Below are 13,937 nucleotides of genomic sequence, written 5' to 3' on the forward strand. Positions count from 1 at the left end.
CAAATGACTTACGAGCTTTATTATTGGGACGGCATCCAGGGCCGTGGAGAATTTGTGCGACTGGCGCTCGAGGAAGCGGGTGCCGACTATATCGACATTACCCGCCAGTCCGGTCGCGGGCGCGGCACCGGCGCGATGCTGAGTATCATGCAGAGCGATAGCGAAGCGCATATTCCCTTCGCCCCACCCTTCCTCAAGGAAGGCGACCTCATCATCCCCCATGTCGCCAACATTCTGCTGTACCTCGGCCCCAAACTCGGCCTGGCGCCTGATGACGAACGGCTGCGCTATGTCGTGAACGGGTTGCAGCTCACGATCACCGATTTCGTCGCCGAGGTGCATGATACGCATCACCCGATCGCCACCTCGCTCTACTACGAGGACCAGAAGGAAGAGGCGAAGGCTCGTTCGGCTGATTTCATCAAGGAGCGCATCCCGAAATTCCTCGGCTATTTCGAACGCGTGCTGCGGCAAAATCCGTATGGCTCCAAACATGCAGCCGGCGATGCACTGACTTATGTGGATCTGTCGCTCTTCCAGATCGTCGAGGGTCTCGTTTATGCCTTTCCAAAGGCGATGAGCAGCTACCGCAGCAAATATCCGCTGCTTGCCGCCCTCCATGATAGCGTCGAGCATCGCCCCAACATCGCCCGCTATCTGAAATCCGACCGCCGTCTGCCTTTCAGCACGGAAGGCATTTTCCGCCACTATCCGGAACTCGACATGGATGCGCCCTGATCAGGCATTGCTTTCAATTTTTTGGGAACGATCGGCATTGCCATCGGTTTTGTCTTCGATCCATATTTGAAATGTCGAGCTAGGAAGGCCGCCACGAGAACGTGCAGCCATACTCGCCTGTTGAACGCGTAATCGGCGGCTCCGCCGCGGGTTCTTTTTATTCACTCGGGAGTGGTGTGGCGCGTCAGGAAATCCAGCATGCGGTTCTCATCCGCCCGAAGCCCACGCAGGGGTTCGCTACAGCCCTCCTCCAGCGTCTCATCCTTGGCTGAAAGCGCAATGATCGCCGGGTGGATGTAGCTGGAGCGCGAAATCGCCGGCGTATTATGCAGGACGTCGGCCGCAGCTTCCGACATCTCCTTGACGGTCGGCCGTCGTCCTTCCGATATGGCGTTGCGCGCCGCGCCGAAAGCGGCAAGCGAACCTGCCCATGTGCGGAAGGTCTTGGCGGAAATGGCAATGCCCGAGATGTCAGCGAGATAGGCATTCAGCCGGCCGGAATCGATCGGTTTCAGTGCACCTGTCTCGTCTTTCCAGACGAAGAGCTGCCTGCCCGGCAGATCGGCGATCTCTTCCAATATCTTCTGCAGGCGCGGATGTTTGAGACTGCGCTGCACGCGCTTGCCGCCCTTGGCGCGGAATTTCAATTCGATGCGACCGTCAACGATCTTCAGATGGCGCTTCAGCAGCGTTGTTGCACCATAGGTATCGTTCTCCTTCACATAGGCCTGGTTGCCGACGCGCAGATGCGCTTCGTCGAGCAATATCGTCAGGGCTGCAAGCACACCGTTGATGTCCTCCGCGCCGGTATCGAGATGGCGCAGCACCGTTCGCCGGATCTTCGGCAGTGCGTTGCCGAACTCGATGAGTTGATGGAATTTGCCGGTGCTGCGGAAGGCCTGCCAATCCTTGTGATAGCGGTATTGTTTGCGACCACGGACATCGAAGCCAGTGGCCTGCAGATGACCGTTCTCGTCAATGCAGATCCACACATTTTCATAGGCCGGCGGCAGGCCGAGCGCATGGATACGCGCCCGCTGGATCTCGTCGGCCAGCGTTTTCCCGTCTGGCAGCGTATAGCTGAAGCCCTTGCCCTTTCGTCGTCTGCGGATACCCGGTTCGGTATCGCTGACATAAATCAGACCAAGCTCGGTGAAGACGTCGGCATTCATTGCTTGCTATTGATCCGTCACCTGCTCCGCCGGCCGAAATGGAACCACCTGCGCCGTTCGGCCTTGCTTGCATCCTTTGGCGGCCGGGTCTGCCCCTTCGGTGCAAAGACTGCAATGCTTTGGGCATAAACCATAACGGGACCTTCCTGCTCATGGAGCTTGAAAGCATCCTCCTCAGCGCCGGTATCGAGTACCCGCGCCCAGTGCTTCAGGCCGTTGACTTCGGGCAAATGTACCTCGCAATCGCCGCCGGCATTGAAGACCAGATAGAGATCGTCCATCTCCTCGGTATCGGGGGAATGTGCACTCGTCGAGAGATAGACGCCGAGCACTTGAAGTCCGTCGTCGTTCCAGGCGCCGTCATCCATGAAACTGGCGTCCGGCTTGTACCAGGCGATTTCGATCCGCCCGTCCTCGGTACTGTCGCCTGTCAGAAAGCGCTCCTGCCTCAGCACCGGATGCGCCTTGCGGAACGCGACGACCTTGCGGCAGAAAGAAAGGAACGGATCATCGAGGCCGTCCCATTTCGTCCAGCCAATCTCATTGTCCTGACAATAGGCATTGTTGTTGCCGCCCTGACTGTTGCCGACCTCATCGCCGGCAAGGATCATCGGCACGCCCTGGGAAAGCATCAAGGTCGCCATCATGTTACGGCGCCGGCGTACTCGCAGCCTGTTGATGTCCTCGTTATCGGTCACGCCCTCGGCACCCATATTGTCCGAATGATTGTCTGAATGACCGTCCCTATTGTCCTCGCCATTTGCCTCATTGTGCTTTTCGTCGAAGGAAACCGTATCCATCAGCGTAAAGCCGTCATGCGCCGACAGCAGATTAATTGATGATGTCGCCCCGCGAGCCGAGTGATTGAACTGCACCGCCGAGCCAGTGATGCGCTGCGAGATCTCCGACACCATTCCGCCGTCTCCCTTCCAGAAGCGGCGTACATCGTCACGGAACTTATCGTTCCACTCGCGGAAAGGATGCGGGAAGCCGCCGACCTGATAGCCGCCGGCTCCGACATCCCAAGGTTCGGCGATCAGCTTGACCCCGGCAAGGATCGGATCCTGGCGGATCGCGCCGAAGAACAGGCCCTGCCGGTCGAATTCCATGTCCTGGCGGCCGAGCGTGCTGGCAAGATCGAAGCGGAAACCATCGATATGCATGGCGCCGACCCAGTAACGCAGACTGTCCAGCACCATGCGCATGACCATCGGATGAGCAACGTTCAGCGTATTTCCGGTGCCTGTCGTATCGAAAGTATGGCGCGGATCGTCGGGCGAGAGGATGTAGTAGCTCGCATTGTCGAGACCGCGGAACGACATCGTCGGCCCCTTCTCGCTGCCCTCGGCCGTGTGGTTATAGACGACGTCCATGATGACTTCGATGCCGGCGGCATGGAACTTCCTCACCATGGTCTTGATCTCGGTGATCTTGTCACCCGAGAGATAGCGGGCCTGAGGGGCGAAGAAACCGAGCGTCTGGTAGCCCCAGTAATTCGTGAGCTTCTTCTCTTCGAGATAGCGGTCGTTCGGGAAGAACTGGATCGGCAGCAGCTCGATCGCGGAAATGCCGAGCTTCACGAGATGATCGATGATCGGATCGCTGCACATGCCAAGGAAGGTGCCACGCAATCTGTCCGGCACTTTCGGATGCAGCATCGTCAGTCCCCGGACGTGCGCCTCATAGATGATCGTCTCCGGCCATGGCCGCCGGATCGCTTGCTCACCGGCCCAGTCGAAATCCGGATCCTGAACGACACCCTTGACCATGTAAGGCGCGCTATCGCGCTCGTCGAAGGAAAGATCGTCCTTGCCGATCGTATAACCATAGAGCGCGTCGTCCCATTTGAGATCGCCGAGCACCTGCTTGGCATAGGGATCGAGCAGCAGCTTGTTGGCATTGAAACGATGGCCGTTCTTCGGATCGTAGGGACCGTGCGCGCGGTAGCCGTAAACCGTACCCGGACCGACGCCGGCGATGTAGCCCGACCAGATATCACCCTCGCGCTTCGGTAGCGGCAGCCGGGCAATCTCTTTCTTGCCATCGGGAGAGAACAGGCAGAGCTCCACCTGTTCTGCGTGTGCGGAGAAAACCGCAAAATGCGTGCCCGAACCGATATATTCCGCCCCCAGCTCCGGTTTCAGGAAGTCGAGTTCGGAAAAGGAAAAGCTCATGACGCCCCCGTTTGCTGAATGGCCAAGCGGGAAACGTCATTGCAGTGCGAAAGTTCCCTCAGTTTGCGTCGTTTTGCCCCAGATCAGGGCATCAGCTGGCCGCCATTGACCTCGATGATCTGACCGGTAATGTAACCTGACAAGGTCGGCGAGGCGAGGAAGACATACGCGCCGACGCAATCTTCCGAGGTGCCAACGAAGCCCATTGGAATGGACTTGCGCTGCAGTTCCATCTGCTCGTCATTCGTATAGCGCTCGTGGAAGGGCGTGGCGATGACGCCCGGCGCGACCGCATTGACGCGGATCTTGTCGGCGACAAATTCCTTGGCGTGTCCGTGGGTGATCGTCGAAACGAAACCCTTCGAAGCCGCATAGAGAATTGCGCCATTGCCGCCGCCATTGCGCGCCGCAATCGAGGTCGTGTTGATGATGAAACCGCCCTGCTTCTTCAGCCAGGGATGGGCAGCGCGTGTTGCCGCCAGCACCGAACGGGCATTGAGGTTCATGACCTTCTCATAATGCTCATCAGTGTATTCCGAAGTCGGCTTGCGGCCGAGCATGCCGCCCGCATTGTTGATCAGGCCGTCGAGATGGCCGAAGGTCTTGGCCGTCTCTTCGACGACGCGCTCCGTCTCACCTTCCCGCGAGACGTCGCCATGCACCAGATACACCGTACCCCCAGCTGCCCTGATCTCCTCGGCAAGCTTTTCGGCCGGTTCACGGCTTGCATTGTAGTGCACGCCGACCTTGACGCCCTGGGCGGCCAGAGCGCGGGCGACGGCAGCGCCGATGCCTGTCGAGGCGCCGGTGATCAGCACGGCCTTGCCGGCGAGGTCTGGAATTTTGATGGATGCAAGCAATTGAGCAAGATCTGCCATGGCGACGATAGCCTCCCGAAAAACCAAGGACATAGGTGATGAAACGATATGTGCCAGTCTTAGCAGGCGAGATCGCAGAAGGGCAATGCACGAAAGAGCGAGATGGGCGATCCGGCGGCAACGGGTGCTACCGTTGACAAATGACCGGCGGGCCATAGTCTCGGCCTTCGGTCCGCGGTGAGGGTTGCCGCTCTTTGAGGGGAAGACATGCTCAAGCGCATGAAATGGCTGCTTTTTCTGGGCCTTGCTCTCGGTCTTTCTGCCTACAGGCCTGCCGATGCCCAGACACTCGACACGATCAGGCAGAGCAAGATCATCCGTCTCGGCTATATCGCTGACGAGAAGCCCTTCTCCTTCAAGAAGGCGGACGGCAGCCCTGCCGGCTATGCGATCGATCTCTGCCGCCGCATCGCCGATGAGGTCGGCCTTAACGTTTCCGGCCTCAAGAAGAACTATATCGAGACGACGCTATCTGATGGTTTCGGCGCGGTGAAGGAGGGCAAGATCGATCTGCTCTGTGGTGCGACCACGATCAATCTTGCACGGCGCGAAAGCGTCGACTTCTCCCAGCCTATCTTCCTGACGGGCGCCAGCGCGCTCTTGCGCAAAGATTCGCCCGATTACCTGCAGATCCTCTTTCTGGACAAACGCCCTGTCAGCGCCGTCGACCTGAAGTCGCCCGCCCAGAGCTCGATCGGCGTGCGCGCCGGCACGACGACCGGTGCGACGCTGCGCGATGCCATTGGTCCCGACGTGCCGCAGACCCGCATCGTCGATTTTCCGACGCATGAGGACGGTTTGAAGGCGCTCGAGGATCACAAGATCGATGCCTACTTCGCCGACCGGTCCCTTCTCATCGGCCTTGCCGACCGGGCGGGCAACCCTTCCGAACTCGAGCTCGGCAGCCGCCTTTTCACACACGAGCCCTATGGCATCGCGATCCGGCGCGACGATTCCGCCTTCCGGCTTCTCGTCGACCGCACGCTGACGGGCTTCTATACCTCGAACGACTTTCCAAAGTTACTCAAGACCTATTTCGGCGCCGAGGCACCGGCCCTGCGCAGCGAAATCATGATGCAGTCGATCCCCGAATAGGCAGCTCTCAGACCCGTTCGAGCACCACAGCAATGCCCTGGCCCACGCCGATGCACATGGTCGACAGCGAATAATGACCGCCGGTTTCGGCAAGTTCCAGCGCTGCGGTGCCGGTGATCCGGGCACCCGACATGCCGAGCGGATGGCCGAGCGCAATCGCGCCGCCATTGCGGTTTACGCGCTGATCGTCATCGGCAATGCCGAGCTCGCGCAGAACGGCAAGCCCCTGGCTGGCGAAGGCCTCGTTGAGCTCGATCACATCGAACTGTTCCTGCTTCATGCCAAGCCGCGCCATCAGCTTGCGGGAAGCCGGGACAGGTCCAATGCCCATGACGCGCGGCGGGACGGCCCCAGCCGCACCACCGAGAATACGGGCAATCGGCGTCAGGCCATATTTCTTGGCCGCCGCTTCCGAAGCGATGATAAGGGCAGCCGCTCCGTCATTGACACCCGAGGCATTGCCGGCTGTCACGGTACCGCCCTGACGGAAGGGCGTCGGCAGTTTGGCGAGCGCTTCCATGCTGGTTGCGCGCGGATGTTCATCCTTCTCGACGATGATCGGATCGCCCTTGCGCTGCGGGATGGTCACCGAGGTGATTTCCTTGGCCAGCCTGCCGCTTGCCTGGGAGGCCGCAGCCTTGGCCTGTGAGCGTACGGCAAAGGCGTCCTGATCCTCGCGGCTCACTTTGTAATCCTCGGCAACGTTCTCGCCGGTTTCCGGCATGGAATCGACGCCATACTGCTTCTTCATCAGAGGATTGATGAAGCGCCAGCCGATCGTCGTGTCGTGGATTTCGGCAGCCCGCGAAAAAGCGGTATCGGCCTTCGGCATCACGAAGGGGGCTCGCGACATGCTTTCAACACCGCCGGCAATCATCAGTTCGGCTTCGCCTGATCGAATGGCGCGCGCCGCGGTGATGAGGGCATCCATGCCCGAACCGCAGAGCCGGTTGATCGTCGTGCCCGGCACCGAGACCGGCAGGCCGGCGAGAAGCAGCGACATGCGGGCGACATTGCGGTTGTCCTCGCCCGCTTGATTGGCGCAGCCGAAGACGACATCATCGACCGCTTCCCAGTCAACGGAGGCGTTCTTCGCCATCAGCGCCTTGAGCGGAATGGCGCCGAGATCATCGGCGCGCACGGAGGAGAGCGAGCCGCCATAACGGCCGATGGGCGTGCGGATATAGTCGCAGATAAAGGCTTCGGTCATGGACTTGTCCTCAGAGTTCGGGAACGACGAGATCGGCAACCGGCCCCTCGATATGGAGCAGCGCACCGGTCATGGCCTGCAGTTCCTCGACCGACATCGCGGCAAGTTTCTCGCGCAGCACGAAACGCCCGTCCTTGATGTCGATGACGGCATGGCTCGTATAGATGCGGGTGATGCAAGCCACCCCCGTCAGCGGGAAGGTGCATTTGTCGACCAGCTTCGGCTCACCATTCTTGGTGACATGCTCGGTGATGACGCAGACCTGCTTGGCACCATGGACCAGATCCATGGCGCCGCCGACGGCCGGCACACCCTTGGCCCCGACGCGCCAGTTGGCGAGATCGCCGTTCTGGGCGACCTGATAGGCGCCGAGGATCGCGACATCGAGATGACCGCCGCGTACCATGGCAAAGCTGTCGGCATGATGGAAGAAGGCTGCACCCGGCTTCAGCGTCACCGCTTTCTTGCCGGCGTTTATCAGATCCCAATCCTCTTCACCTGATGGCGGCGCCTCGCCGAAATTGAGGATACCGTTTTCAGTGTGGAAGATCGCCTGCCGGCCCGGCGGCTGATAGCGGGCAACCATTTCCGGAAAGCCGATGCCAAGGTTCACATAGGCGCCATCGGCAATGTCCTGCGCCGCGCGCCAGGCGATCTGGGCGTTGGAGAGCTTGATGTCTTCTTTAATGTCGACGGTCATATGTAGGCCACCCCGGCTCGAATAAGCTCTTCTTCCTGTTGCGGATTGGCGATCTCGACGAGGCGGTCGACGAAGATGCCGGGTGTGACGACATGCTCAGGATCGATGCCGCCGGCCGGCACGATGCTCGAGACCTGCGCGATCGTCTTGGCAGCCGCCATGCACATCAGCGGGTTAAAGTTGCGGCCGGCCTTGTTGTAGGTGAGGTTGCCATGGGTATCGCCGACATGCGCCTTGACGATCGCAAAATCGGCCTTCAGCCAACGTTCCTGCACATAGTGGCGGCCATCGAACTCGGCGATGACCTTGCCTTCTGCAAGCTCGGTCCCATAGCCGGTCGGTGTATAGAAAGCAGGAATGCCGGCTCCGCCGGCGCGGATCCGCTCGGCGAGCGTTCCCTGCGGCACAAGCTCCAGCTCGATTTCCCCGGCAAGGTATCTATCGGTGAAGGCACGCGGATCGGACGAGCGCGGGAAGGAGCAAATCATCTTCCTGACCATGCCGGCATCGATCATGGCGGCGATACCGATGCGGCCATTGCCGGCATTGTTGTTGATGACCGTGAGGTTCTTCGGGCCCTTATCGATCAGGGCGTGAATGAGCTCGATCGGCGCACCCGAACCTCCAAAGCCACCAATCATGACGGTGGCACCATCGCCGATTTTGGAGACGGCGTCAGCCGCGCTCCCGATTGTCTTGTCCATGCGGGATCTCTCCTTGCCGGATGAGGCCTCCTCGTGCCTCCCTGACAACAGGCATAAAGCGAGAGCCATCCCGACGGCAAGAATTTTGTGCGTTATTTGATATTTGTTCTCATATCGCACAAAATAAATCCGCGTGCGGAACTGTCACGCTGAATCCGGGACGTAAGTTCTGTCCCTAGAGACCCAGCTTTGGCCGTCAGGTGCCAACAGATTTGGCCAAAAATCATCGCGTTCGCGCGGGAGGGCCATTGTCGGGCTCGCATCGGCAGCGCGGATCAAAATGCCGGTCTTTGGTCCGTTGATGATCAAGGCGGCGCTTGCGCGTTATCTTCAGACGCTGTCCTTACTGCTCGACAATGCTGTCGCGATGCCCGAGGCGCTGTCCCTTGCGGCGGACGCTTGCACGATTGCGAGCTACCGCCAGAGGCTCTCGGTCATGCGCGAAGCAGTGATTATGATGCCCAAGCTCATGGCGACGGCCATCATCGCGCCTCGTAGCGATGAGGTCTGGGCGGGGTTGGGAGCGTTGCCGATGGCGAGAAGGTGCAGGCGTATCGCGAAGATCGAGCCTGCTCACAACTCCGTCTTGCCCTCCTCCACCCGCTCCCGCCTCGCCTGCAGTCGGTCGAACTTGCCAAAATCGGTCATGATGCTAACGAGAACGCTTCCAGTCCAACCGAAGGTGAACAGGCCCGACATCCCGATGATCGGGCCGAGCAGACGCCATCGGTCTGGAAGGGTGACGTTGCCCTCGCCGAGAGTGGTATAGCTTTCGAGGACGTAATAGTAGCTATCGCGCATCGAAGGGATAATGTCCCTGACATACAGGGGAACTGCCCAAATAAGAGTCTCCGCGAAGTGCAGAACCGCGAGCGCGGCGATTGTTACGGCGAGCATCAAATTCAGCCGCCAATGCGGCGTGGCTGCGGTGACGTGTGCCCAGGACTTGCTGAACTGAAGCCCGATGCTTCGGATTCCGACGCCATGCACAAAGATCACAACGATCAAAAACACGGTGCCTACAAGAATCTCCAGAACTGGATTCGGGTGGGTGAGATGGTCCAATCGTTTGCGTCCTCAGTGTTCAGCCTGCGGTGGGACGCGTCGTGCGAGCGTCCCACGACCGAACCCAGCGCGAGCATGGATTTTGCCCTAAGTGCTAGTAGCAGGGCGGATACGGATAATAGCCACACGCCGGAGGCGGGTAATAACGTCGCTCCGCAGCGGCCGCACCAATCGCCGCCCCCGCCACGACGCCCGCCCCATAGTACGCGCCTGGATGGGCGTACCATCCGCCACGCCAAACCGGCGCGCGGAACCCAGCACCTCCCACGGCGACGCCCCCATAGGGACCACGTGCCGCGAACCAGTCGATAAATAGCGATGCGGGCCCATCGGCTCCGGCGAGGTCCCCTTCGAGCACTGCTACGTCGAACGTCAGGTCTCCGCCCTCAAGCTTCGGCGTCTTCAGGACGACCACGGCGTCGGCAACGGAATCACCCTTGGCGCTGAGCACCGATATCGTTGCGTTGGGTGGGTCCTTCGCGAAGCTGTCGGGCCCCTCACCCCATTGCTTGATGAACTCGGAGGTCAGCACGTGGCCCGCCGATCGGACCGGGCGGTCGGCAAACACGATCGACACCGCCGAGATGCCACTCATCGTTAGCTTGCCACCCTCGAGCTTCGCCCCACCGGAATTCAGCACGGCAAGCGACGGCACCATTTTTGACTTGGTCGCGCCTATCGTCTTTTCCGCTGGAGCCGAAATGGCGTCCTGCGCGAAGACCGGCGATATCGCTAGAAGGCTCGCCGCGACGGCGATCATGCTTATTGCTGAGAGTCTTAGCATCATGCATCCTCCGTTTGATCATGACCACTCCCTATTTCAGGAGCCCAAGATTGATCAGTTGAACGCGCCTGTTGTCGGGAGACTCCGGATGACCGGGATCGATCGGCCATTCCTCACCGGCCCCAACCGAGAACAGGCGATCAGGCGAAACTGCGAAGGTCGTTGACAGCGCCTCGTTGATCGCGTCGGCGCGCTTCTGACTGAGTTCCAGATTGTGCTTGGCGCTTCCTGTCGAGCTGGAATGCCCGACGATCAGGAATTTGTATCGGAACAGGTCCGGGTGGTGCAGCGCGTCCGCAATCAGGCCCACCGTCCGATAGGATTTTGGCTCTATGGCGGTCGAGTTGTTCTCGAAATCGATCTCCACGATCAACTGCGACAGCTCCGACAATTTGCTCCAGTTAGGGAGTGCTGCGACGCCCTTGCCGACATTGGCGTTGGCTTCCTCCACGAGGAGCGCGACGTCGACTGCAGGTGCTGCCGACTTCACTTGCCCGAGCGTGCTCATGATCTGACCGTTGTCGAGCTGCTGGGCGGAAGCAATGCACGGGGCCAGAAGCAGGCCGAGTGCCAAAGTTATTCGAAGGCCATGAACTATCATCTTGTTTCCCCTGTCCTCGGTCATGGTTCAACGCCATCCAGCGTCGGTGATTGCCTGGTTGCATGCCCGGTTGTCGACACGCTTCGTCTCGACGAGGCAGGAAAGGATATTGCCGTCGCCCTTCACGCCATTGCAGTACTGGGAGATGTCATGCTGGCAGACCTTGAACACCGACGCCTGCGCTTGCTGACGCTGCGCGATCGACGTCATGACGCTTCCGAGGGTCGATGTGCAGGTCGGTGAGACCTTCGAGGCGTTTTTCTCGAGGCACGCCTGGATGCGGCCGTTTCCAAGGTTCTCGCCGTTGCAGAACTTCTTGATGTCGGCCTCGCATTCCTTGGCAAGGGTCGTCACCGCATCGGCATAGCTGATCGTGTCGGCCCGACCGAGCGAGGTTAGAGCGAGGAAGGCAAATGCCGCCGCCGCAAAGATGCTAACTCTGTTTCTCATCATTGTTCCTATCCTGGAGCGATTGATCTGAAGTAGTCGTTCGATTGTTATGCTTTTTGGCAGTTATCGTCGTGGCGGTTTGAATGGCATTGCGACGGCCGCCTCGAGAGCCTGTTCGATCTCGATCCGCATGATCTCGATCAGTTCCTTGTACTCGGCGATACGCTCGTCGCGCTCTGGAGCGGTTGATTGCCTCCATCGCTCTTCTTCATTGTTGGCAATTTCGAATTCGTCGCAGAGGTCGCGAAACCCCTCGTTGCGCGCGGCGAGTTCATCAATGACTTTGTCGCGCTTCTCGAAGGCGCGCTTTACGAATTCAACACCGTTCCCCATCCGGTTTTATCCATTCGTATATGTCGCCTGACATCAGGCGCTCATGACGTATTCGGCTCCCGATTTAGAACGCAGCCACCCGCTCGACGAACCAGAATGCCGACATCGCACCGACTGCGTATGTCGCCGTCGTGAAGGCATTCCGTCTCAGCCACTCCGGATATCTCGTCTGCCTCACCAACGCGATTAACCCGATCACAGCGGCGATGAACATCAACTGCCCGATCTCGACGCCCACATTGAAGAACAGCAAGGCAAGCGGAATGTCCCCTGACGGAAGGGTCAGTTCAGACAGTGCCCCCGCGAAACCCAGCCCGTGCAGCAGCCCGAACGCAAAGGCGACCAGCCAAGGGCGTTTCGCAGTGAGGCCGGCGTGCCCATTCTGGATATGAATGATCTCGCAGGCGAGCAGCAGGATACTGAACGCGATCGCGGCTTCCACGGGCGGCCCGGGAACGTGCACAAAGCCAAGTGTTGCCAGCGTCAGTGTGATGGAATGCGCCACGGTAAACGCCGTCACCGTCCACAAAAGCGCCCGCCAGCTTCGTACGATGAACATCAGCGCCAGGACGAAGAGAAGATGGTCGTAGCCAAAAAGGATGTGCTCGATGCCATGCACGATGAATATCCTCGCCACATCGAGCCGTCCAGGTCGAGCCGCGACGTCGACCCACGGCTGGGACGGATGGATCATGGCCGTCATCACGGTCCCGTCCAGCAGGCGGGTACGCACCAGCACGTCGGTAATCGTTGCCTGCAGACCTACGAATTCGACGCGCTTGCCCGCAAGGCTCCCGTCCACCGTTTCGACGATGCGGCTCTCCACAAGAGAATCCGGAAGTTCGCGCTCGGCAGGTGGCGTCACGTTGCGAACACTGTCGGGGAACCGCAAGGCCACGGGAAGGCGCATGCCCGAAAGCAGGGGTGTGCGCCAGACGACCTTGAAGCGGTTGGCCGTCATCTCGTCGATCTGAAGATAGGCGGGTCGTATCTCATGTGCTGTAGCCAGCCCAGCTTGCGCCAGGAAGGCAGTGACAGCCAGGAATATCGTTGCCACTATTCGCCTGACGTTCATTGTGCCGACACCTCAAGTCCCAGATTGTACCCAGGGGGAACCTGCAAGTCTTGGAAGTCTGCTGCTTCGATTGGGGGAACAATGACAGAATAGCGGGACCGCATCTCCTCCAGGGAGGTGCGCTTTATTTCTTGATACTGGTCCTGAACCCAGCCGGCCTTCACGTTGGGCGTTACCTCAGCGTAGGTCGGAATGCGTCCCGGCTCGATGGAGTCGATCCAGATGAGATGCCATCCGTAGCCCGATTTGACGGGACCAACCCACTTGCCCGCCGGAAGCTGGAACAGAGCCTTGGAAAACTCGGGTCCGAACTCCTTCGACATCTGGTCGGGAGTCGCGTCGCCATAGTGGTTCTGGAACATGAAGGGGTCGCCGACCGCGGCAACTTCGCTCGAGTCCGGCAATTTGCCCACTATGGCAGTCAGAGCTTCCGTCGCGGCCTCCTCGGTACGCTTCCCGTGTCGGTCCGTGGAAAAGTAGAGATGGCGGAAGGTAGCATGCGCGGGCAGCGCGAAGGCCTCCGCGTTCTTCTCGAACCATGCCTTCAGGTCGGCATCCGTCGGTTCCTGCATCGAGGCTACGTCGGAGGCGAGGAAGTCCATCTTTTGCGCCAGTCTGCGCTTGACCACCTCGTCGTCGCGGTCAAGACCGAGAGCTACGGCTTCCCGGAAGAGGATTTCCTGCGTCACCTTCTGGTCGACGAGACTGCGAATCTGCTCGGGTGTCGGGGACGAGCGTCCCTGCGCCAGCCAACTGATCGCCAGTTGCCGCAGGTCGTCCTTCGTCAGAACGATCTGGTTCGTATTCGCCGCCTCTTCCTGTGACGGCGTCAGCAGGTGGTATGCGCCGAACAGGACCGCACCAACGACGAGGAAATGGAGCAGCGGTTCGCGGAGGACTTGCCGCCATCCGCTCATTGGCGACTCCCTTATCCATACATGACTGGCTTCAGGTGCGA

15 protein-coding genes are annotated in these 13,937 nt (G+C 59.8%); 2 read left to right on the forward strand and 13 right to left on the reverse strand.

The genetic code is table 11. The features are described from left to right. The first annotated feature begins 3 nt into the window (after window positions 1–3). Window positions 4–738: a glutathione S-transferase gene (locus tag ACR9ZQ_RS36410; protein WP_481430215.1), complete on the forward strand. Its 735-nt coding sequence runs from the start codon at window positions 4–6 to the stop codon at window positions 736–738. 161 nt (window positions 739–899) lie between these two features. Here ACR9ZQ_RS36410 and ACR9ZQ_RS36415 read toward each other — a convergent pair whose 3' ends face one another. The 3 genes from ACR9ZQ_RS36415 to ACR9ZQ_RS36425 form a co-directional block, all read right to left on the reverse strand. Next, window positions 900–1,910: a DNA topoisomerase IB gene (locus tag ACR9ZQ_RS36415; protein ID WP_481430216.1), complete on the reverse strand. Its 1,011-nt coding sequence runs from the start codon at window positions 1,908–1,910 to the stop codon at window positions 900–902. Between the two features lie 17 nt (window positions 1,911–1,927). After that, on the reverse strand, window positions 1,928–4,084 hold the full coding sequence (glgX, locus tag ACR9ZQ_RS36420; protein WP_029868496.1) for a glycogen debranching protein GlgX: 2,157 nt from the start codon (window positions 4,082–4,084) through the stop codon (window positions 1,928–1,930). An 83-nt stretch (window positions 4,085–4,167) separates the two neighbouring features. Continuing rightward, entirely contained in the window at window positions 4,168–4,962 is a 795-nt protein-coding gene (locus tag ACR9ZQ_RS36425) for an SDR family NAD(P)-dependent oxidoreductase (RefSeq protein ID WP_310382468.1), read from the reverse strand. 207 nt (window positions 4,963–5,169) lie between these two features. On the opposite strand from ACR9ZQ_RS36425, the gene ACR9ZQ_RS36430 reads away from it, so the two are divergent. Further along, the gene (locus tag ACR9ZQ_RS36430; protein WP_481430217.1) at window positions 5,170–6,057 is read left to right on the forward strand and encodes an amino acid ABC transporter substrate-binding protein; all 888 of its coding nucleotides are present in this window, start codon (window positions 5,170–5,172) and stop codon (window positions 6,055–6,057) included. 7 nt (window positions 6,058–6,064) lie between these two features. Here ACR9ZQ_RS36430 and pcaF read toward each other — a convergent pair whose 3' ends face one another. From pcaF to ACR9ZQ_RS36480, 10 genes are all read right to left on the reverse strand, one after another. Then, window positions 6,065–7,267 carry a 3-oxoadipyl-CoA thiolase gene (gene pcaF, locus ACR9ZQ_RS36435; protein ID WP_481430218.1) on the reverse strand — a complete coding sequence of 401 codons (1,203 nt, stop codon included), beginning with the start codon at window positions 7,265–7,267 and terminating at the stop codon, window positions 6,065–6,067. 10 nt (window positions 7,268–7,277) lie between these two features. Further along, on the reverse strand, window positions 7,278–7,967 hold the full coding sequence (locus ACR9ZQ_RS36440; RefSeq protein ID WP_310382465.1) for a CoA transferase subunit B: 690 nt from the start codon (window positions 7,965–7,967) through the stop codon (window positions 7,278–7,280). Further along, a complete protein-coding gene (locus ACR9ZQ_RS36445) occupies window positions 7,964–8,671 on the reverse strand; it encodes a 3-oxoacid CoA-transferase subunit A (RefSeq protein WP_481430219.1) in 708 nt (235 codons plus the stop codon). Before ACR9ZQ_RS36445 ends, ACR9ZQ_RS36440 begins: the two co-directional genes overlap by 4 nt. A 573-nt stretch (window positions 8,672–9,244) precedes the next feature. Continuing rightward, window positions 9,245–9,736 carry an ion channel gene (locus ACR9ZQ_RS36450; protein ID WP_309506874.1) on the reverse strand — a complete coding sequence of 164 codons (492 nt, stop codon included), beginning with the start codon at window positions 9,734–9,736 and terminating at the stop codon, window positions 9,245–9,247. Window positions 9,737–9,830: 94 nt separating this feature from the next. Then, window positions 9,831–10,520, reverse strand: coding sequence for a hypothetical protein (locus ACR9ZQ_RS36455; protein WP_310382727.1), 690 nt, complete (start codon window positions 10,518–10,520; stop codon window positions 9,831–9,833). 31 nt (window positions 10,521–10,551) lie between these two features. Next, entirely contained in the window at window positions 10,552–11,121 is a 570-nt protein-coding gene (locus ACR9ZQ_RS36460) for an OmpA family protein (protein WP_481430220.1), read from the reverse strand. A gap of 27 nt (window positions 11,122–11,148) precedes the next feature. Then, window positions 11,149–11,574 (reverse strand): cysteine rich repeat-containing protein, encoded by a 426-nt coding sequence (locus ACR9ZQ_RS36465; RefSeq protein WP_481430221.1) that lies wholly within the window; start codon window positions 11,572–11,574, stop codon window positions 11,149–11,151. A 60-nt stretch (window positions 11,575–11,634) separates the two neighbouring features. After that, window positions 11,635–11,904 (reverse strand): hypothetical protein, encoded by a 270-nt coding sequence (locus tag ACR9ZQ_RS36470; protein ID WP_310382460.1) that lies wholly within the window; start codon window positions 11,902–11,904, stop codon window positions 11,635–11,637. 64 nt (window positions 11,905–11,968) lie between these two features. Beyond that, window positions 11,969–12,979, reverse strand: coding sequence for a HupE/UreJ family protein (locus tag ACR9ZQ_RS36475; RefSeq protein WP_481430222.1), 1,011 nt, complete (start codon window positions 12,977–12,979; stop codon window positions 11,969–11,971). Further along, window positions 12,976–13,896: a peptidyl-prolyl cis-trans isomerase gene (locus ACR9ZQ_RS36480; RefSeq protein ID WP_481430223.1), complete on the reverse strand. Its 921-nt coding sequence runs from the start codon at window positions 13,894–13,896 to the stop codon at window positions 12,976–12,978. The genes ACR9ZQ_RS36475 and ACR9ZQ_RS36480 overlap by 4 nt, the downstream gene beginning before the upstream one ends. Window positions 13,897–13,937 lie beyond the last annotated feature (41 nt).

The sequence above is a fragment of the Rhizobium sp. KNZ14-9A genome (assembly GCF_056755015.1).